This is a genomic window from Acinetobacter sp. C26M (genome assembly GCF_023702675.1).
Taxonomy (GTDB): domain Bacteria; phylum Pseudomonadota; class Gammaproteobacteria; order Pseudomonadales; family Moraxellaceae; genus Acinetobacter.
In genome coordinates, this window is sequence record NZ_CP098478.1 from 1,916,274 (window position 1) to 1,936,797 (window position 20,524).

Annotated in this window: 24 protein-coding genes; 16 read left to right on the plus strand and 8 right to left on the minus strand. The window is 38.7% G+C overall.

The features are described from left to right. The first annotated feature begins 47 nt into the window (after positions 1-47). From iaaH to NDN11_RS08720, 3 genes are all read left to right on the plus strand, one after another. Positions 48-1,511, plus strand: coding sequence for an indoleacetamide hydrolase (gene iaaH, locus NDN11_RS08710; RefSeq protein ID WP_251111412.1), 1,464 nt, complete (start codon positions 48-50; stop codon positions 1,509-1,511). A gap of 184 nt (positions 1,512-1,695) precedes the next feature. Then, complete coding sequence (locus NDN11_RS08715) at positions 1,696-2,727, plus strand: M20/M25/M40 family metallo-hydrolase (RefSeq protein WP_251111413.1); 1,032 nt, start codon at positions 1,696-1,698, stop codon at positions 2,725-2,727. Positions 2,728-2,874: 147 nt separating this feature from the next. Further along, positions 2,875-3,024, plus strand: coding sequence for a hypothetical protein (locus NDN11_RS08720; RefSeq protein WP_251111414.1), 150 nt, complete (start codon positions 2,875-2,877; stop codon positions 3,022-3,024). A gap of 92 nt (positions 3,025-3,116) precedes the next feature. Here NDN11_RS08720 and NDN11_RS08725 read toward each other — a convergent pair whose 3' ends face one another. From NDN11_RS08725 to NDN11_RS08735, 3 genes are all read right to left on the minus strand, one after another. Next, positions 3,117-4,496 (minus strand): heavy metal sensor histidine kinase, encoded by a 1,380-nt coding sequence (locus NDN11_RS08725; protein WP_251111415.1) that lies wholly within the window; start codon positions 4,494-4,496, stop codon positions 3,117-3,119. Next, positions 4,486-5,169, minus strand: a complete 684-nt coding sequence (locus tag NDN11_RS08730) for a heavy metal response regulator transcription factor (protein ID WP_004806928.1) — start codon at positions 5,167-5,169, stop codon at positions 4,486-4,488. The genes NDN11_RS08725 and NDN11_RS08730 overlap by 11 nt, the downstream gene beginning before the upstream one ends. 130 nt (positions 5,170-5,299) lie before the next feature. After that, complete coding sequence (locus tag NDN11_RS08735; protein ID WP_251111416.1) at positions 5,300-5,905, minus strand: HvfX family Cu-binding RiPP maturation protein; 606 nt, start codon at positions 5,903-5,905, stop codon at positions 5,300-5,302. A 162-nt stretch (positions 5,906-6,067) separates the two neighbouring features. Here NDN11_RS08735 and NDN11_RS08740 point away from each other — a divergent pair, with 162 nt between their 5' ends. From NDN11_RS08740 to NDN11_RS08795, 12 genes are all read left to right on the plus strand, one after another. Beyond that, complete coding sequence (locus NDN11_RS08740) at positions 6,068-6,376, plus strand: HvfA family oxazolone/thioamide-modified RiPP metallophore (RefSeq protein ID WP_251111417.1); 309 nt, start codon at positions 6,068-6,070, stop codon at positions 6,374-6,376. Between the two features lie 69 nt (positions 6,377-6,445). Then, positions 6,446-7,306 carry an HvfB family MNIO-type RiPP peptide maturase gene (locus NDN11_RS08745; protein ID WP_251111418.1) on the plus strand — a complete coding sequence of 287 codons (861 nt, stop codon included), beginning with the start codon at positions 6,446-6,448 and terminating at the stop codon, positions 7,304-7,306. Continuing rightward, positions 7,257-8,015 carry an HvfC family RiPP maturation protein gene (locus tag NDN11_RS08750; RefSeq protein ID WP_251111419.1) on the plus strand — a complete coding sequence of 253 codons (759 nt, stop codon included), beginning with the start codon at positions 7,257-7,259 and terminating at the stop codon, positions 8,013-8,015. Before NDN11_RS08745 ends, NDN11_RS08750 begins: the two co-directional genes overlap by 50 nt. Further along, on the plus strand, positions 8,012-8,632 hold the full coding sequence (locus NDN11_RS08755) for an RNA polymerase factor sigma-70 (protein WP_251111420.1): 621 nt from the start codon (positions 8,012-8,014) through the stop codon (positions 8,630-8,632). Before NDN11_RS08750 ends, NDN11_RS08755 begins: the two co-directional genes overlap by 4 nt. Continuing rightward, positions 8,626-8,805, plus strand: coding sequence for a zf-HC2 domain-containing protein (locus tag NDN11_RS08760; protein ID WP_251111421.1), 180 nt, complete (start codon positions 8,626-8,628; stop codon positions 8,803-8,805). Before NDN11_RS08755 ends, NDN11_RS08760 begins: the two co-directional genes overlap by 7 nt. A gap of 205 nt (positions 8,806-9,010) precedes the next feature. Beyond that, a complete protein-coding gene (locus NDN11_RS08765; RefSeq protein ID WP_251111422.1) occupies positions 9,011-10,000 on the plus strand; it encodes an acyl-CoA desaturase in 990 nt (329 codons plus the stop codon). Further along, positions 9,997-11,271 (plus strand): NAD(P)/FAD-dependent oxidoreductase, encoded by a 1,275-nt coding sequence (locus tag NDN11_RS08770; protein WP_251111423.1) that lies wholly within the window; start codon positions 9,997-9,999, stop codon positions 11,269-11,271. Before NDN11_RS08765 ends, NDN11_RS08770 begins: the two co-directional genes overlap by 4 nt. Positions 11,272-11,274: 3 nt before the next feature. Further along, the gene (locus NDN11_RS08775; protein WP_251111424.1) at positions 11,275-12,090 is read left to right on the plus strand and encodes a DUF1365 domain-containing protein; all 816 of its coding nucleotides are present in this window, start codon (positions 11,275-11,277) and stop codon (positions 12,088-12,090) included. Beyond that, positions 12,065-13,264, plus strand: a complete 1,200-nt coding sequence (locus NDN11_RS08780) for an SAM-dependent methyltransferase (RefSeq protein ID WP_251111425.1) — start codon at positions 12,065-12,067, stop codon at positions 13,262-13,264. The genes NDN11_RS08775 and NDN11_RS08780 overlap by 26 nt, the downstream gene beginning before the upstream one ends. Before the next feature lie 34 nt (positions 13,265-13,298). Then, complete coding sequence (locus tag NDN11_RS08785) at positions 13,299-14,078, plus strand: DUF1295 domain-containing protein (protein ID WP_251111426.1); 780 nt, start codon at positions 13,299-13,301, stop codon at positions 14,076-14,078. An 8-nt stretch (positions 14,079-14,086) separates the two neighbouring features. Then, positions 14,087-15,136, plus strand: coding sequence for an SAM-dependent methyltransferase (locus NDN11_RS08790; protein WP_251111427.1), 1,050 nt, complete (start codon positions 14,087-14,089; stop codon positions 15,134-15,136). Positions 15,137-15,171: 35 nt separating this feature from the next. After that, complete coding sequence (locus NDN11_RS08795) at positions 15,172-16,500, plus strand: sensor histidine kinase (RefSeq protein WP_251111428.1); 1,329 nt, start codon at positions 15,172-15,174, stop codon at positions 16,498-16,500. On the opposite strand, the gene NDN11_RS08800 is transcribed toward NDN11_RS08795, so the two are convergent. The 5 genes from NDN11_RS08800 to NDN11_RS08820 form a co-directional block, all read right to left on the minus strand. Continuing rightward, positions 16,497-17,192 carry a response regulator transcription factor gene (locus NDN11_RS08800; RefSeq protein WP_251111429.1) on the minus strand — a complete coding sequence of 232 codons (696 nt, stop codon included), beginning with the start codon at positions 17,190-17,192 and terminating at the stop codon, positions 16,497-16,499. The genes NDN11_RS08795 and NDN11_RS08800 overlap by 4 nt on opposite strands. A 15-nt stretch (positions 17,193-17,207) precedes the next feature. Further along, a complete protein-coding gene (locus NDN11_RS08805) occupies positions 17,208-17,702 on the minus strand; it encodes a chalcone isomerase family protein (protein ID WP_251111430.1) in 495 nt (164 codons plus the stop codon). A 61-nt stretch (positions 17,703-17,763) separates the two neighbouring features. Continuing rightward, complete coding sequence (locus NDN11_RS08810; protein WP_251111431.1) at positions 17,764-18,132, minus strand: roadblock/LC7 domain-containing protein; 369 nt, start codon at positions 18,130-18,132, stop codon at positions 17,764-17,766. Positions 18,133-18,166: 34 nt separating this feature from the next. Beyond that, complete coding sequence (locus NDN11_RS08815) at positions 18,167-18,733, minus strand: nuclear transport factor 2 family protein (protein ID WP_251111432.1); 567 nt, start codon at positions 18,731-18,733, stop codon at positions 18,167-18,169. 157 nt (positions 18,734-18,890) lie between these two features. Beyond that, positions 18,891-19,190 (minus strand): DUF3817 domain-containing protein, encoded by a 300-nt coding sequence (locus NDN11_RS08820; RefSeq protein WP_167247098.1) that lies wholly within the window; start codon positions 19,188-19,190, stop codon positions 18,891-18,893. 353 nt (positions 19,191-19,543) lie between these two features. Here NDN11_RS08820 and NDN11_RS08825 point away from each other — a divergent pair, with 353 nt between their 5' ends. Further along, positions 19,544-20,518, plus strand: a complete 975-nt coding sequence (locus NDN11_RS08825; protein WP_251111433.1) for an NAD(P)H-dependent flavin oxidoreductase — start codon at positions 19,544-19,546, stop codon at positions 20,516-20,518. Positions 20,519-20,524 lie beyond the last annotated feature (6 nt).

A 20,524-nucleotide genomic window follows, 5' to 3' on the forward strand; every position in this document is an offset into this window, starting at 1 on the left:
ACGGTACAAATTATAGACATTACTACTTAAATGGATTTTAAGTCAAAATGTTAAATATCAAAGAAAAAGTATTTTTAAATCAAGGTATTCATCTTGATAAAGCAACAATCAAGGAAATTACAGCATTGGTTGCTGCGCGAAAAGTTTCTTGTGAACAATTGCTAGATCACTATTTTGAAAAGATTGATGCACAGCAGTCGCTCAATGCTTTTATCAGTCTTGATTATGCTGCAGCGCTTCAACAGGCTCAATTTTGGGATCAATCTATTGCAGAAGGCAAACCTTGTCCTGCATTAATCGGGGTATTGCTGGCGGTTAAAGATAATATTCATGTTGCTGGTTTTAGCAATACGGCAGGAACACCTGCTTTAACAGGATTCAGACCCAAAGTAACGGCACCTGTGATTCAAGCATTGATCGATCAAGGTGCGATTGTTGTGGGTAAAGCCAATATGCATGAGCTGGCATTTGGCGTGACAGGTTATAATACCGCGATGCATATTGAGGGTGTGATTGGCACTCGTAATGCGGTTAATCCTTTACATATTGCAGGCGGTTCTTCTTCGGGAAGTGCAGTCGCGGTTGCTGCAGGCATGGTGCCGATTGCAATCGGGACTGATACAGGTGCATCGGTCAGGCTACCTAGCGCATTGAATGGCTGTGTTGGTTTTCGTCCAACGGTTGGACGCTATGCTCAAGAGAGTGTTACGCCAATCTCTCATACACGAGATACCGCAGGCCCAATGGCACATTCGGTATCCGATATCATATTGATTGATCAATTGATTACTCAACAACAAATCCCAGCTCGTATATCAATGCAACCCATCAGGTTGGGCGTATGTGCATATTTTTGGGATAATCTGGATGAAGAGGTTCAGCAGCAGGCTGATCAGGCACTGCAACTTTTAAAAAATGCAGGGATTGAAATCATCAGTGTAGAAATGCCTGAGTTAGAGCAGCTGAACCATCGTATTTCATTTCCTGTAGTGATCTACGAAGGCAAATATGATCTGATTGAATATTTAAAGAAACATGAAATCGGAATAGATATAGACGCTATTGTGGAGCAAATTTCAAGCCCAGATGTACAGCAGTTATTTAAGCAGAATATTTTGCCTGAATTGATTGTAGATGAAACGGGTCAGTCTGTGGCGGTCGAAGCTTTATATCAGGATGCGATCACAACGGCTCGACCAGAGTTGCTTTCACTCTACGAGAAAACCTTCAGTGAGCATCAACTCAATGCTTTAATTTTTCCAACCTCAGCCATTGTTGCGCCACTGGCGAATGAGCAAGTGAGTTCAATTGAAAATTTTCAAAGGTTGATTCGCAATACCGATCCAGGGAGTAACATTGGCTTACCTGGGTTGAGCTTACCGATTGGATGTGGCACAAAATCAAAATTACCTGTCGGATTAGAAATAGATGGTTTACCGAATACAGATCATGACATTCTTGCGATTGGGCAAGTACTCGAACAGATTTTTAGCAGTTTAAACCATCGCTAAAATAACTTCGGTCTTAGAGCAAAGCCTGTTTCATTGAAAATGGGCTTTACCTGTTATTTGAAATAAGCACCGATATTGTTCTGATTAGATCAATAAGAACAGAGGATACAAATTGAAATGGCAAATCCACAGGCGCAAATCTAGTATTAGGCCTACTTTATAAGAGTTGGCTTAAGTTTATTTTATGTTTTTAAAGAAAATTTTAGGTGTTTGTATTTTAACTAGCATGTTCGCAATCAGTGGTTGTCAAAAAAACGAGCAACATTCCAAAGAAAAAATTGAAGATGTCAGTCAATCTGATTTAACACTCGATGCAGCACAGATGATGACGCATTTACATGCATTTGAACAAATTGCCAAACAGCATGGTGGCAATCGTGCTGTAGGTACGGAAGGTGGTTTGGCAAGTGCAGATTATATTTTAGATCAAGCCAAGAAAGCAGGCTTTAGTACAGAGCTTCAGAGTTTTGAAAATCGGGAAAAAACCAAAGGCAAGAATATTATTGTGGAGATTCCCGGAGAATCAACACAAAGCATAATTTTGCTGGGAGCGCATTATGACTCGGTCAAAATGGGGCCTGGCATCAATGATAATGCTTCAGGTGTCGCCTTATTGCTCGATTTGATGGCACAAATATCTACTCAAAAAATTAAGCCCAAGCACACCATTCATCTGGCATTTTGGGATTCGGAAGAAGAGGGGATCGTAGGCTCTCAAGCTTATGTGGAAAAACTGACTGCCGAGCAATTAAAAGCCATTAAAGCCTATATCAATGTGGATATGGTCGGCACTAAAGATCCTGAAATCCTGATTGCAGATGGTGATAAATCATCTATAGATGACATGGAAAAAATGTTAAAAGAGCGTGGCATGCAAGAACAAGACTATAAGCCTTTACTTGATGGTTTACGTAGTATCCCAAGCCATAGCGGTGACGTCGCATTAGAGAATACGCTCAAAGCATTTTTTAAAGCAAAAAATCTAGAAATTAAAGAAGATGTTGCAACCTTAACCGCAAGTGATACGGCTCCATTCTTAGGTAAAGTTCCAGTGACTTCTGTCATCTTGTTTAATGAGCAAATGAAAGGGGATGAACTTGAGTTCGCGCCGTGCTATCACAAAGCATGTGACACGATTGAGCAGGTTGATCCAAAGTCTTTGCAATTGGCGGGTGATGCTGTAATTCATTTATTAAAATCTTTAGATCAAGATTAATATCCAATTAAGGAATCACTTATATTTGATCAACAGTTGTATTCGTTGGCATTGATAGAAATGACAAAATTGTCATTTTCAGGTCATGTTGCTGTTGGGCTGCCTGTTCTATCTTATAGAGAGTTAAGAGAGAACAGGTAAATAGAAATGAAAGCATTGGTTAAACTTGTCCTGATCGTATCATTTGCATCAACAGCAAGTCTAAGCTACGCAGATGGTGGTTTAATGTTCCTAGAGAAAAATAAGGAACGTAATACTGTTATACAAGGTAATGATGGTCAGACGCCATCAAAGTAATACAGAATTTCAATAGCAGGATCATAATGCTCAAGGCTGAGTTTTATGATCCTTTATCCTATGGGCTACTTAAGTTAGCCACCTTTACCGATTTATTTATGGAAAATAATCCGAAAAACGATATTTTCACCCTCAATAAATACATCAATTTCCGCATCGTGAATTTCGATAATCGACTTAGTAATCGCTAATCCTAAACCTGTACCATCTTCAACCTTGTGTCTAGACGAATCTAAACGATAGAAGCGATCGAAAAAACGTGAAAGTTGCAAAGGTGTGAGCGTCTGCATTTCAGCTGGAACTTTATTTTTGATCAGAATCACTGAATTTTGAGCATCTTCACTTAACTGGATTTGCAAAATAGAATCAGCTTCGCCATATTTAATTGCATTGGAGATCAAATTATTAAAGGCTCGACGGATCATTGCTGGTTCAGCTTCAATATGTGCCTGACCTGATTGCTCTAAATGAATGTTCTTATCTGAAGCAAATGCTTCAAAATATTCAAATAGGATCTTCATTTCTTGCGCTAAATCAATATTCTTTTTACTTTTTAGTGCCAGATTATGGTCAGACTTTGCTAGAAACAACATATCTGAAATCATTTTTGCTAAGTGTTCGTATTCTTCCAAATTTGAAAAGAGTACATCTTGATATTGCTCAATCGTTCTTGGCTTGGTTAAAGAAACTTGGGTTTGCATCATCAAATTATTGATTGGTGTTCGGATCTCATGGGCCAAATCGCTTGAGAATGCAGAAAGTTTATCTACCGAAATTTCTAAGCGATCCAGCATGTCGTTGAATGCTGTGGCTAATGGTGCAAGTTCAATCGGGATGTTTTTCAAATCTAGACGATTGGACAGATTATTTGCAGATATATTTTCTGAAAGTCTTGCCATGTTTCGAATTGGACCTAAACCTTGCCAAGTTGCTAACCAGCCTAAAAACATCAGGCCAATCACACCGAGTAGACCAATCATGAGCAGTTGCCGTTTAAAAGAGTGTAAGAAGTAGAAGTTATCGGTGACCTCAATTGCAGCAATGATTTGCATGTTTTGATTGGTTTCGCCATAGCGAAGAACCTTATTGACCATGATGCCTTGATAACTCTGATCCTTATTCTTCCAATTAATCCATTGCCCATTTTTAGTTTGAATTAATTGGCTGAGATCGGCGTGATTATTTTTTTTGTTATAAATGGTCTGATCATTGGCCAGTTTAATCTGGATCACCAGATTATCATGTCCAATCAAAGCCTCATCTAATCCATCTTTAAAATTACTTGGTTTCTGTTGGAATAGATTTTCAATCAGCTGAATTTTGCCTTCAATTTCTTTTTGATTTTGTTGATAAAAATAATTAACCACATGCTGATTGACGAATATTCCCATAATGACCAAGATCAGAATCGTGAATAAAGTAGAAATGAAACTGATTCTAAAGCCAATGGAACGAAATAATTTATTGCTCATCTTCGATCTCTAAGACATAGCCCATGCCCCGAATGTTTTTAATCAGCTTAGGGCTAAAATCGGTATCTATTTTATTTCTGAGCCTGCGAATCGCGACTTCAACCACATTGGTATCGCTATCAAAATTAATATCCCAAACCAGTGCAGCAATTAGTGATTTTGGTAAAACTTCACCTTGTCTACGCATAAAAAGTTCAAGTAAGGAAAATTCTTTGGCGGTCAGGTCAATTCGTTGCCCAGAGCGGACGACACGACGTTTAATCAAATCAAGATGCAAATCAGCGACAGAGTAAAAAGTCTGTTCCTCTTTGATCTGACCGCGTTTTAACAGGGTTTTGATTCGTGCCAATAATTCAGCGAATGCAAAGGGTTTAATCAGGAAATCATCTGCACCCAATTCTAAACCTTTAACCCGATCTTCAATTTGATCTCTGGCTGTCAGAAATAGTACAGGTAGGAAGGTATTCACTTTGCGAATTTCCGTGAGGATTTTCCACCCATCCAGCTTCGGAAGCATGACATCTAAAATAATCAGGTCATATTGTTCTGTCACAGCATGATGCAGACCAGAAATGCCATCTTGACTCCAGTCCGTCACATAGCCTGCTTCGGTTAAGCCTTTTTGGAGATAGTCTCCCGTTTTTTGTTCATCTTCAACCAGAAGTATTCGCATGCTTTCATCGAGCCCAAAGTTTTATCGTGTCATTTTAGCGTCAAAGATAATCAGATATTTATAAATGACAAAATTGTAATATTGCGGTCAGCTTCCTGACTTTATTGATGCTAAGGTCATTTTAACGAAGCTACTTTGAAATTTTTTGTTTTATCCAATAGTCCAAACTGAAATAACGGCCACCACCCAATACGATTAAAGCCAACAACATGATCAGATAAGTAACAGCAAACTCAATTCCATTATTTAAAATCACAAAAGAGCCACTGGATGTTAGCCACTCATAGTTGCCATAGTTTTCTAGAATTCCCCGAGCTGCTTCCAGTTTTTCAGCAGAGGCAAGTACTTGTGCATTGGCAAAGGGTGCATTGGGATCGGCAATCGCTTGCCAGCCGTTTGGAAGATGTACTGTAAAAATGGCGACGAGCATGGTAACGATCAATGGAATACTAATCCAACGTGTCAAAAGGCCGAGCGTTAAAAGCACAGCCCCAGCAAGTTCCGTTGAGGTTGCCAGTGCTGCCATGATATGTGGAAAGGGTAAACCCAAGCCCCAATCACTATTACCAAACCATTCCACCGTATCTTGAAAATGCATTAGTTTATTTGTACCAGCCATCCAAAAGATTGGAACGAGATAACAACGTAAGGCAAGTGCCGCGATCCCATCCGCATGTTTGAGTGCTGAGCAGATGTTTTGATAGTGCTGGTTAAGCGAATACAAAAAGTTCTTCATGATAATTTCACACCGAATAGGATTGAATGATCATTAGTCGGGTGAGGATTCCGTTTCTTACATAAATTTTTTTTATTTGCACTGTAATAAATCGAGATTTACGCCGTCTAACTTTATGTACCTTTGTACAAACCGAGCATTTACCTTAAAAGGAATAGAAAAATGAGCAAACTTAATTCGATGACTTCAGTTGCAGCGTTATTAGCACTCTCTGTTGCTGGCGTAACCCAAGTGACTGTTGCAGCAACGACAACGACGACAGAGGCCCATGCAAGCAAAGCTGCTGATGGAAAATGTGGTGAAGCGAAATGTGGCGCCAATAAAGCCAAACAACAGCAAAAATCTACTGAAGCCAAATGCGGTGCAGCAAAAAAAGCAGCGGACGCGAAGTGTGGCGCAGCCAAGAAAGCTGCTGATGCGAAATGCGGTGCAGATAAAAAAGTCGCTGATGGCAAGTGTGGCGCTAAATAATCCTTTCAATCCTAAGTGATGTCGGTTTAGAACCTAGATCGGCATCATTCTAATCATAGGAGTTTCAACATGGCTGACTTGGTTGGTGTAGGTCTGGGCTTAAGACGTGAGTTTATTGATGCATTTTTAAATGCTGAAACTCACCCAGATTTTATTGAAGTTGCTCCTGAAAACTGGATGGGCTTTGGTGGTCGGCATGCCAAACTTCTAGCGCAATGTGTGGAGAAAGCACCCTTAATTTGTCATGGGTTGTCTTTATCCATTGGGGGTCCACATCCACTCAATCTTGAATTTATCCAACAGATTAAAAAGTTTCTACAACGCTATCAGGTGCCGATTTACTCAGAACATTTAAGTTACACCCATGATGGCGGCTATTTATATGATCTATTACCGATTCCGATGACAGAAGCTGCTGTTGATTATGTTGCGGAGCGTATTTTACTGGTGCAGGATATATTAGGGCAGAGATTGGTGATTGAAAATGTCTCTACTTATTTGATGCCAAATGCGGAAATGCGTGAAGCAGAATTTGTGCGTGAAGTGTTGCTCAAAGCAGACTGTGAATTGCTGCTTGATATAAATAATGTCTATGTGAACAGTGTGAATCATGGCAGTGATGCCTATGCTTTTATTGAAGCGATGCCCAAAGATCGGATTCGTTACTTCCATGTTGCAGGTCATGAACAAGTTGAAAAAAATCTATTGATTGATACACATGGCGCAGCAATCAGTGATCCTGTTTGGCAGCTATTGCAATATAGCTATCAAGTTTGTGGGGCTAAGCCGACGTTACTGGAACGTGACTTTAATATTCCATCTTGGCAACAGCTACAAAATGAACTGAATAGTATAAAAAAAATGCAACAGGAGAGTCGTGATGAAGGCAAAGCAAATATCCTTTCACACTACGCAGCGACAGTTCTGTGACTGGATTCGTGATCCCGAGTTAGAGCCATCACAAAACTTTGCTATTCACCGTATGCAGGTTTATCGGGATTTGTTGTTTAATAATATCTGTTCATTTATCAACTTGGTCTTTCCTGTCGCACGAGCCATGTTACCTGAACAGCAGTGGCAGAGCTTATTGGCAGAATTTTTTCAAAAAGCACAATGTCAGTCACCGTTATACAATGACATCTCATTGCAATTTCGAGAATATCTTACAGAACAACAACATCCACTATTACAAGAATATCCTTGGTTAGCAGAGCTATTACAATATGAATGGCTAGAGCTGTATTTAGATACGGTAGAAATCGAAACGCCTATTCTGGCAGAAGACCAAGATTGGCAATTGGCTACCCAAGTTTGGATATTGGCCTATCAATATCCTGTTTATCGCTGGACGGTGACAATGAAGCTTGAGCAGGTGGAACAAGTGCCAAGTGCGATTATGGTATGGCGAGATGATCAGGATCTGGTTTGTATTGAGCCTTTGTCACCTTTATTCGCTGTGATGATCGAGCAGATACAGCAAAATGGCTGTATTGAGCAAGACCTATATCAACTCATCAAAGCAGTACTTCCCGAATTTGTTGAGAAGGAAATTCAACAACAAATCTATGCGTTAAAAGCCTTATTAACTCGGTTAAGATTAATTCATATTCCTCATAATAATGATGAGATACAGGGATGAACTCAGCTTCCGCACATGATCACGATGAACTATTACATCAGTTGCATAATCCTGCTTTTTTACAAGATTTAAGACAGCAGATGCTGAAATTTGCAATTTTACAGTTATCTTCATTGCAACAGGCTGAGGATGTAGTTCAGGAAGCACTGACCAGCGCGTTTCAACATCTGGACTCATTTACAGGACGGGCTGCGTTTAAAACATGGGTTTTTGCGATTCTTAAAAATAAAATTATTGATTTGATTCGACAGAAATCTCGTTTAGTCACAATGAGTGAATTATTTAAGGATGAAGAAAGTGAGCTGAGTATAGATGCACTATTTGATGCCTCAGGACATTGGCATAAATATGAAGCACCACAAGCATGGCAAAGCCCTGAAGAAATGATGGAGCAACACGATTTCTGGATCATTTTTGATGCATGTCTCAATCATTTACCTGCCAAATATGCTCAGGTATTTATGTTGCGTGAAGTCATTGAGCTGAGTTCCAATGAAATTTGTGAAAAGCTTGAACTGACGGTTTCACACTTTAATGTATTGATGTATCGCAGCCGAACCCGACTGCGTGAATGCTTAGAAAACAAATGGTTATTGCAGGAGGATTGCTCATGTTGACATGCCGCCAAGCCACCCAATTATTATCTGAAAAACAGGATAGATCACTTTTTTTGCGAGAGCAGAGCAATTTACAACTACATTTATTGGCTTGTCGTTCCTGTCGCCGTTATGGAAAACACATGAAAACTTTAAGTGTGTTATCGAAACAATTTAAAAACGTTGATCAATAAGCTTTTAAACGGCTCAGTTTAGGCTATATTAATGTGATCTAGGGGAAAGAAGAGATTCATTTTTAAAAATAACAATTTATTTTTAATGGTTTTGTACAAAGATCAAGAATAAGCGCTAGACCATAAACGCTATGGGCTTCACATAAATTTCATATCGAATTGACTAAGATTATAAGCATAAGAAGAGATGGGTTAGGAATAATCAATGTTTAAGTTTTTTCTGGGATGGATAGACAGTTGGTCAATTACGGATACTTCTGGATCAACAGAATTCGAAGTGTCTAAAACCAGCAAAGATACTCAGATCCAATGGTTGAGAATTATTCCGTTTATTTTATTACATATGGCTTGCTTAGCTGTGTTTTGGGTGGGCGTTTCATGGTTCGCTGTCTTGTTTATGATTCTCTTCTATATGATTCGAATGTTTGCAATTACAGCATTCTTTCATCGTTATTTATCACATAAAACATTTCAAACATCACGCTTAGTACAGTTTATTTTCCTTCTGATTGGAACCATGAGTGCGCAACGTGGCCCATTGTGGTGGACAGCGCATCATCGCTATCACCATCGTTTTACCGACACTGAAAACGACCCACATGCATCGATACATGGTTTTTGGTATAGCCATGTTGGATGGTTTTTGAATCAGCAGAATTTTTCCACTCGCAAAGAAATCATTAAAGATTGGCTAAAATTCCCTGAGATTGTTTGGTTAGACCGTTTTAGTTTTATTATTGTTTTAATAACAGCTTCTGCAATTTATTTGTTGGGCGACTGGCTCGCAGTTGCTTATCCCAATTTAGGTACATCGGGACCGCAATTGCTGGTTTGGGGTTTTGTGGTTTCAACGGTGTTATTGATCCATGCGACTTTATGTATTAATTCGCTCGCTCATCTTTATGGACGCAGAGATTTCGATACCAAAGACAACAGCCGTAATAATTTATTTTTGTCGATTATCACATTGGGTGAAGGTTGGCATAACAACCATCATTATTATGCAGGGAGTACACGGCAAGGTTTTTTCTGGTGGCAAATTGATGTCACTTATTATGTTCTCAAAGCGATGTCTTTCTGTGGACTCATATGGGCAATCAAGCCAGTGCCTCAGCGGATATATGATGCGCATAAAATCCATCTGGACAGTTTGAAAACCAAGATAGAAAAGAACAGTGACGGGGGTGTTTTATGAAAATTGCAATCGTCGGCTCTGGAATATCTGGATTATATGCAGCGTGGAAGTTATCGAAACAGCATCAAGTCACTATTTTTGAAAAAGAAAACTATTTTGGCGGACATACCGATACGCATGAATTTCGGATTGATCGAAAAAAGGTTGCAATAGACAGTGGTTTTATTGTTTTCAATGCGTATAACTATCCGCTCTTTAGTGCGATGCTCGCTGAGCTTGGTGTGCAAGCACAGAACAGTGATATGAGTTTTTCAGTTAATAATCAGGTGACAGGGTTACAGTACAATCCTTCCAAAAAATGGTCATTATTGACTAGACCACAAAATTTCTTGAACAAGAATTTTCGGGTAATGCTATCGGATTTAGTTCGCTTTTATCGAGAAAATAAAGAGGCTGCTGTTGATGAATATGGTACAGATTTAAGCATTGACGAATATCTCAACAATCATGGCTATTCACAAGTTTTTAGAGATGAGCACTTATATCCAATGTGTGGAGCACTTTGGTCAAGCCCAGTAGATCAAATAGGAAAGATTCCATTTAAGTTTGTGCTGAGCTTTTTTCAGCATCATCGTATGTTGCAATTAAAAGATCGTCCACAATGGCAAACGGTCAAAGGTGGATCAGCATCCTATATATACGCAATACAGCGTGACTGTCCAAGTATCATTTGGAAGAAAGCTGAAGTACAGCATGTGCTAAGAAATGAAAATCATATTTCAATTGTAACTACTCATGGTCAGGAACAATTTGATTGGGTGATTTTTGCCAGTCATGCGGATGATACTTTAAAGTTGCTGAAAGATCCTTCCGAGAAAGAACATGAGGTATTGGGGTGCTTTGCTTATCAAGATAACTTAATGGTCGTCCATGCTGATAGATCAATCATGCCAAAATCCCAATCGCAGTGGGCCAGTTGGCACGTACATGTGACCGCTCAAAAAGAGGCTTCGGTGTATAACGTTCATTATGCGTTTAGCTACTGGATGAACAGTTTGCAGAATCTGAACTGTAAAACACAGGTCTTTTCTACTCTTAATCCGAATATGCCGATTGCCAAAGACCATATTTATATTGAACGACATTATCGGCATCCTGTGTTTAATCAAGATGCGATTGCAGCACAATCTCGTTGGCATGAGATAAACGGCAACAAGCGCAGTTCATTTTGCGGTGCTTACTGGGGATGGGGATTTCACGAAGATGGTGCGAGAAGCGCTGAACGTGTCGTGAATCATCTCATGTCAATCGCAGATGAATGGGGGAGTTGATCGATGTTAGAAGCTCCACTTGCAATTGCCAAAGCTAAAATCAGGCATCGCCGTTTTAGTCCCAAACCTCATCAGTTTGAGGCGACGTTGAGCTATTTATATTTTGATCCAGATCGAATAGTGGAAAATCTTGAGCAATCATGGTTATGTTCTACAAGCCATTGGAATATGGTGAATGTATCTGATCAGGATTTTCTTAAAGCGTATAGCGGTAATCTACGAGAAAAAATAACAAAAATTTTATTGCAGCAAGCAGATACGATTTTATCAGCACAATCAGAAATCCGTGTGTTGGCCTTACCACGAACATTGGGTTTTAGTTTTAATTCGGTTGTGTTCTATTTCATTTTAAATAACCAAAAACAGCCTGTTTTTATACTGAGTGAAATAACCAATACACCCTGGAATGAGCACAAAGTTTATGTACATGATTGCCAGCAGAAGTTGAAAAAGCATAGTCAATATGAGGCTTATGAATTTGATTTTGAGAAAAGTTTTCATGTTTCTCCATTTATGCCAATGGATATTCAATATAAATGGAAATTTAACTTCTCTAGGACTCAAAATGTGATTCATATGCAGCTTTACCAAGCTCAACAATTAATTTTTGATGCAACCATGCGGTTTGAATTAGCACACATCACACTTCCTTCACAGCTTAATCGTTATGCTATTCAGCATATGTTTGAGCCTTTCAAGATGGTCGCTTCAATTTATATGCAAGCATTTCAATTATGGCTTAAAAGGGTTCCATTTTATCGACATCCCAAAAAGAATAAGGATTTAGAACAAGATGATAAAAACGTTAATTTTTGGTGAACATGATGCTCTGCCATTGGCTTTACGTAGCTTACTGAAACTTCAACATGGTCAAATTCACTTTCGTGGTGAATGGAATGGAACTGTCGGTGAGGTTTCTGATTTAGAAGTAACTGTGGATGTGTATCATAAAGATTTAATTGATCTCATTTTTAAAAATGGTGTACTTGGTGCAGCGGAAGGCTATATTCGTGGCTATTGGAGTAGTGAAAATCTAGTCGAATTGATTCAAATATTAGCGAGAAATCGCGATGTTTTAGATAAGATCAATCAAAACATTATTTCACAAGCGAGTCAGCTACTGCTAAAAGCATGGTATAGAACTCGAAAAAATTCATTGTCTGGTAGTCGCAAAAACATTGCGGAACACTATGATCTGAGCAATGAATTTTTCCAATTATTTCTCGATTCTTCCATGATGTATTCCAGTGCGGTATATAAGCACAAAGACATGACACTAGAGCAAGCTTCCGATTATAAAAAAGAGTTGATCTGTCAGAAGTTACAGCTTAAGCCTATGGATCATCTGATTGAAATCGGCAGTGGTTGGGGGGGCTTTGCCATCTATGCTGCTCAGCATTATGGCTGTAAAGTGACCACGATTACCATCTCTCAAGCCCAATATGATGAAGCGATCCAAAGAATTGCCAATGCAGGCTTAAGTCATCGAGTCGATGTTCAACTTAAGGATTATCGACTGTTAGAAGGTTCCTTTGATAAGTTAGTTTCTATTGAAATGATTGAAGCTGTTGGCGAGCAATATTTATCTAACTACTTTAATCAATGTCGATCTCTATTAAAACCAAACGGTCTGGGTCTAATTCAAGCTATTACGATTGAAGATGCTCGGTATAAGAAAGCATTGCATACCGTGGATTACATCAAACGTTATATTTTCCCAGGAAGTTTTATTCCCTGTATCAGTGTACTGAGCCAAGCTGCCTCAGAACAGAAGTTGCGTTTGAAACATCTTGAAGATATTGGCCAAAGTTATGCTGAAACCATTCACCAGTGGCGGGAACGTTTTTTAAATACCAAAGCACAAGTCTTGGCTTTAGGTTTTGATGAAAACTTTATTCGGATGTGGGACTTCTATCTGTGTTATTGCGAGGGCGGCTTTAAAGAAGGGGTAATTAGTGATGTACAGCTTTTATTCGAAGCAAGCCCTTATTAATTATTCACTGATTTAAGGTATCAAGGGGACAGCTATGTTGTGGCAATTGTTTTTACTTGATGCTGTGCTCATGACAAGTTGTTGGTTGTGGGCAAGCCATAATCTTCGTGCAGGGATTGTAGATGTTGCATGGAGCTTTTGTATTGCGCTCAATATTTTGATTATTGCATGGTTAATGGATGATGCATTGATTCATGTCAGGTTGTTTATTGGGATATTCAGTTCAATCTGGTTTTTACGTTTAAGTTGGCATTTATTGCGCCGTTATCTCGCAGAATCAGAAGAAGACCGACGATATGCCAATATGCGTAGCGCAATGGGAAAATATCAACATATTGGTTTTTACATTTTTTTTATGTTTCAAGCAGGTTTGGCAATCTTATTTACCATCCCGATGTGGACTTTGCTTCATGTGCCGAGTCCTGCTTGGAGTCCCCAGACTTATGTTTTTTTGATTATTGCTGGAATGGTGATGCTGATTGCATTTCTAGGTGAGGTGGTTGCAGATCAACAGCTGTTTCGCTTCAAGCAACAAAAACAGAATGCTGGCAAAACCATGGATCAAGGTTTATGGCGTTATTCACGCCATCCTAACTATTTTTTTGAATGGATACATTGGTTTGCATATCCAATAATCGGACTTGCAGCAGGGTTATACAGCCTATGGATATATCCCGTCATGATGTGGTTATTTTTGTATTACATCACGGGTATTCCGTTTAGTGAACAACAAGCATTAAAGAATCGGGGTCAAAATTATCTCGATTACCAAAAACGAACTTCTATGTTTATTCCGTGGAAACCAAAAGAGTAGGTACGCACATGGACTTTATTATTAATCAATCATTAAAACTTGTTGAAAGTGGTTTAGTACCTGATCAGGCGATTCGTGCGGCAATTCGTGCACTCAGCAAAAAGCGTTTGATTCAAGAGGGCCGCTATGACCCAGAACAAGGCGCTCAACGTTATATGGATGTGCTGAACATGTTGAAGCATAGCCAGATTGCAATTGAAACCGATAAAGCCAATGAGCAACATTATGAATTGCCTACGGCTTTTTTTGAGGCGGTTTTAGGCAAACGGCTTAAATATAGCGCCTGTTTCTTTCCACATGATCGAACTGGCTTAGATGAAGCTGAAGAGTTTGCATTGCAGATTTATAGTGATCGTGCCCAATTAAATGATGGCCAACACATCTTGGAGTTAGGTTGTGGCTGGGGATCATTTACATTGTGGATGGCAGAGCGTTATCCAAACGCAAAAATCACTGCTGTTTCCAACTCAGCGACCCAACGTCAGCATATTCTGTCCAAAGCTGAAGCAGCTGGTTTCACGAATATTGAAGTCATTACTTGTGATGTCAATGTTCTTGAATTAGAGCAAAACGCTTTTGATCGTGTTGTTTCAGTTGAGATGTTTGAACACGTACGGAACTACCAAAAGCTTTTTGAAAAAATTCAAGCGTGGCTCAAAGTCGATGGATTATTATGGTGTCATATTTTCTGCCATCGCTTCTTACACTATCCTTTTGAAATCAAAAGTGAATATGATTGGATGTCGAGATACTTTTTTACAGGTGGATTAATGCCTGCAAGTTCAACGTTTTTACATTTTCAAGAACATTTGGAATTGTCGCAACATTGGCAGTGGTCAGGTACTCATTATGAAAAAACGGCAAATGCATGGCTGGAAAACATGGACCGTAATGCTGAACAATTAAAACCAATTTTTGAAAAGGTGTATGGGCAAGATGCTGCTGCATGGTGGCAACGTTGGCGTATCTTTTTTATGGCCTGTGCTGAGCTGTTTGGATTTGAGCAGGGGCAAGAATGGATCATTGGTCACTTCCTGTTCAAAAAGAAAGCCGTATAATTAAAATGAGCAGCTGTTTTTAGGTAGGCGAGATTATGTTTAAGACCCGTAAAAGCGATGAAAATAACCGTCCACTGAGTCGGATGTTTAATCGTTATTATTGGTTGCAAATCGGGCTAATCGCGCTTTCAATTATTATCGGGATTGCGTGCAGTGCCTGGGTGATCAAAGGTTCTTTGCTTAAAACCGCACTTGAACAAGAAATGGAACACTATTGGCTACGCGTTGATCGTAATCCCAATGCTGATTTACCTGATACTAAAAATTTATATGGCTACCGTTGGAAAAGCGAAAAACCACCTTTAGCATTTCAAAATCAATCGCTAAAACAAGGTGTTCACCGAATCTTTGTAGACGGAAAAGATCGTATGACCGTTTATGGTGAAAAAAACGGGCAGCATGTGCTGCTGGTTTTTGGTGAAAGCAATGTCAATAAAATCGTTTGGATGTTTGGTTTAGCGCCATTAATGTTCAGCTTGATTGTGCTGTATAGCATTTTATGGTGGTCAAATAGGCGTGCTAAACGCTATTTTTCGCCAATTACGCGTTTAGCAAATGCCCTAGAACATATTGATTGGGCACATCAGTATAAAGAGGCATCACCATTCCAAGGAATCAGTACCAATGGCAATATGGAAGCCGAATATTTAAAACAAGCACTAGAAAAATACCATCAAGTATTGAGTGAGTTTATTAACCGAGAGCGCGAATTTACAGGCGATGTCAGTCATGAGTTACGTACACCACTAACCATTTTAAAAGGCAATGTGCAGCTGTGTCAGGTCAAATACGGCGAAGATAAATCACTGCATCGTATTTCGAATACCATTGACGATATGCAATTACTGGTTGAAACCTTGTTGGCAATTGCACGTAATACAACCAATACATTGACTGCAGAGCAAATGAAGTTATCGCAAATCATCGGTGAATTGGTCAGAGATCTAGAACCTGTCAGTATAGGCAAGGGGGTGCAGATTTTTGTCCATAATGATGCTGATGAGTCAGCACGATGGATTTATCCTTCAATGACAAAAATGGTGCTGAGCAATATTTTACGTAATGCATTGAATTATTCTCAAGGGTCTAATATCCATATCATTCAACGCAAAAATAGTATTCTCATTGCGGATAATGGTATCGGTATTACAATGCCAAATGATTGTAAAGTTCAAGAGTTAAATAGTTCACAGCTCCAACTTACCGCGAAAGGTCACGGTATCGGTTTACAACTGGTCAAGAAATTATGTAGCCAGTTGGGCTGGCGAGTTGAGTTGTTTGATCGACAATACTATTTAAACACGCATCCGCATCTGCAATTAGAAAATACAACAGGTTTGATTGTTGTGGTGTATATGAATTAATGCGCTGTGATATCCAAAGCAACTTTTAGGCCGACACCAGAAATGGTATGAATCAATTTGTCTTGAAAGGGTTTATCTATCATTTTTCTCAGATTATAGATATGACTACGTAATGCATCGCTTTCGGGTTCTTCATCACCCCATAGCTCGATAATGATTTCTTGTTTGGTAATCACTTTAGGGGAGTTTCGCATCAAAATTTTTAATAATTTGAATTGAATTCGTGGCAATTCAATCGATTGACCTGCGCGAGTTATGGTTTGGGTCGCACTGTCTAAAATTAGATCATGGATTTGAATTTTACTGCTTGATACTTCACCAAGAGAACGTTTAATCAGTGCACGCACACGCATGACCAGTTCATTAAAATCAAAAGGTTTGACAAGATAGTCATCTGTTCCTGCACTAAAACCTTTTAATTTATCATCTAGTGTATCTCTTGCAGTTAACATTAATATGGGAATATCTTTGCCTTGATCGGTTCTGAGCCATTCGCATAAGTCATAACCTGAGCCATCAGGTAAATTAATATCAAGCAAAAGTAAATGGTAAGGATGCGTTTTTAAAAAGTTGCGGGCGGCATCTAGGTTACGTGCATGATCCACAACAAAGCCATGTTCTTCTAGAAACTCACAAACCGTGGCGGCAAGTTCATAATGATCTTCCACCATAAGAATAAATTGATTGTTCATAATAATTAGATCAAGTTATTGATTTAGTAATTGTTGCTTTAATTTAGCATTAAAAGGTGAGCTTCCAAACCATATTTTGAAATATTGATTCGCTTGCGGATCTGTGATCGAACCTAACAATTTCTGATTAAGAGAGAGCTTTAATTGTTTGTTCATTTGACTATAGGCTAAAGAGTATAAATCCCCTTTTTTTACAGGTTTGTACAGTTCAGTAATTTGGTTTAATACCGAGTCGTTAGCAAAATTGCTAATATTTTTTTTAAGATAATAGTTGGCTGCTTTTTTAAATGCCCAGTCTGGAATATTTTGGTCGTAAGAAAAATCTAATTGGATATTTTGACTTTCCCAATTCTGGTGGCAATTGTCAGCATAGTAGCTGACAGTGCCAACTGTTTTTGTAGTAACGACTAAAGGTACTGTTTTGCATTTCTGTATATTTGCATGAGCCAGATTAGAATTTAATATAAGAAATAAAAAAACAAATCCCAATTGCATAAAATAATTATTCATTTTTTTCACCTAGATGCTACTGTTTAGTCAGTCTGTTTTATTTCTATATACTGAGTCATATTTAATAAGTGTAGAAGTTGAGACCACGCTCAATCCTTTGAATTTCATAGGTTGCATAGCCTAAATTGGTTTGATCACGGTCTAAAATTGTATAGAGGAAAAGACTATGGTTGGTTTCTAGGGGAGTAATAATGTGATATTGATGATTAGTACTCATAAGTACGCTTTCCAGAAAATCATCAGGGTCGATTTCATTCATTAATTGTTTTTGATAGTTAAATAAATTAACGCCTTCAGTCGCGGCGAGATCAACATTAAAAAACTCGTCACCTATGGTTTCTAAAATGGAACCATCGAAAGCATCGACTAAAGCTAAAACAATTAAACCTTCAATTTTATTTAATTGCTTTAATAATGAAATATTGTTCATAGTTTGTTCTACACTAATTTGCGTAAATCTTATACTATTTCTTGAAGGGTAGAAGCAAAGAATAGCCTGTTCCGATATACGGAACAGAGCGATATAAACCATTTGCTGGATCCCAATAGTCTTGCTGAAATATGATTAGATGTTCAGTATTTACCTTGATTTGGCTAATGCCATAAGAAGACATTGTTTTGGTTCGGCCAAACATTTTAAAATCATAGTTCATCTGCCAATGAATATAAGCCGAGTCATTTTTATGGGTTGCACTGATTAATTTTACCGATACCTTACTGACATGTTTATTCATTCCCTCAAAATGCTTTATCAGCTCTTTTTTAGTTGAGAATTGAGAAAGTGTGTCGTTAATGTACAAATGGTCAGCATAGAGTTGGCTTGCATTTTTTACAAAATTTACTGTGCCCATGCGATTAAAGGCGGAAACAAAATCCTGACCAATCATTTGAGCTTGTGCATCATTTAAGGGGATTCCGCTGATTTGTTGATTTGCTTTCTCATAATCTGCGGTATAACTCGATATGCTTCTGCAAGCAACTAAGGAGAGTAAGCTCAACGTTGAAACCGCCAGTATTTTTAAAATGTTCATGTTGATGATCTCACTCCTTTTCAAGATATCTTAAAATTTGGAATGTGAATGCGATGTGAAATCACGCATTGATCAGGTATGAATTGTTTTTTTTATTTTTCCAACAATAAAAAAGGAAATCATCAGATTTCCTTTTTTCAGTATCAGTATAAAAGCCTTATAGCTTGGCTTGACGTTGTGCAATGTATTTCTCGTTCAAGAAGCCACCAAACGGAATAAAGGCAAGCACGAATAATCGAAGTAACTCTACGCCCGACCAAAGCGAAGCAGTACGTACCAAGTTCCAAAGGTAGAATAAAAATGCCAGACCATGAATAGGTCCCATGATTTTTGTCGCAATAGGTAAATCAAATGCGTACTTGAGTGGAATCGCTACAAGGAATAAAAGCAATAAAGTGACGGCTTCGAGTACAGAAGCAAATCGCATCTGTTGCAACTTTTTGGTCATTGCGCTCATAAAATAGCTCCAGGAGATTGATAAAAGAATAAAAATTAACGAAGCATATCATCTTTAGGCGCTATCGCATTGATATTGTTGGTAACGATTCTTATTTAATGATGTTGTTAAAAATCGGAAGCACATGACAGTAGAGTAAAAGAATTCCAAACTATTTCAGGACTTAACTATGTTTTTATTCATTTATCTGGTTATTTCTATTACAAAGCAGAAGTGAATGTAGAGTTTATGCAACTTGTTGCATAAAAACTTTTATCCCGATATGATTGTGTGAATTTAAAAAGTGAAATGCTTCTTATTTCTAAAAGTAGCTTTATCTATTTGAAATAAGAAGCATCAAAAGGATAAAAGTAATGTCAAAAATTCCAGAATTAATGAAAAACCTGAGACTCCCTGTAATTGGTTCACCGTTATTTATTATTAGCACACCCAAGCTGGTGCTGGCGCAATGTAAAGCAGGTGTGATTGGTTCGATGCCAGCATTGAATGCAAGACCTGCCGAAAAGCTGGAAGAGTGGCTCAAAGAAATTACCGAAGGAATCGCTGAACATAATGCCTTGCATCCAGATCGACCTGCGGCGCCTTTTGCAATCAACCAGATCGTGCATAAAAGTAATAATCGTCTTGAACATGACATGGAACTGATTGTCAAATACCAAGTGCCGATTGTGATTACATCTTTAGGTGCACGAACAGAAATCAATGATGCGACACACAGTTATGGTGGTGTGGTCTTGCATGATGTCATCAATAATACCTTTGCTAAGAAAGCCATTGAAAAAGGTGCGGATGGTTTGATTGCAGTTGCTGCAGGCGCGGGTGGTCATGCCGGTGTCAAGAGTCCATTTCCGTTAATTCAGGAAATCCGCGAATGGTTTGATGGACCATTAGCTTTGTCAGGTGCGATTTCAACAGGTGATGCCATTCTTGCTGCACAAGCGATGGGAGCCGACTTTGGCTATATTGGTTCAGCATTTATTGCTACACATGAAGCCAATGCTGAGGACGCATATAAGCAGGCGATTGTCGATCATAATTCAGATGAAATTGTATATTCCAACCTATTTACAGGTGTACATGGCAACTATCTCGCACCAAGTATTCGTGCAGCGGGGCTTGACCCAGCCAATCTACCTGAAGGTAATCTGAAAGATATGGATTTCAGTACACCAAATGAAGACGGTACACAACATAAAGTCAAACCATGGCGTGATATTTGGGGATGTGGTCAAGGTTTAAATGCAGTCAAAGCCACCACTTCAGTAGAAGAACTGGTGACTCGACTTGAAAGAGAGTATCTCGCAGCAAGAAAACGTCTCATGCTCTAAGTTTGA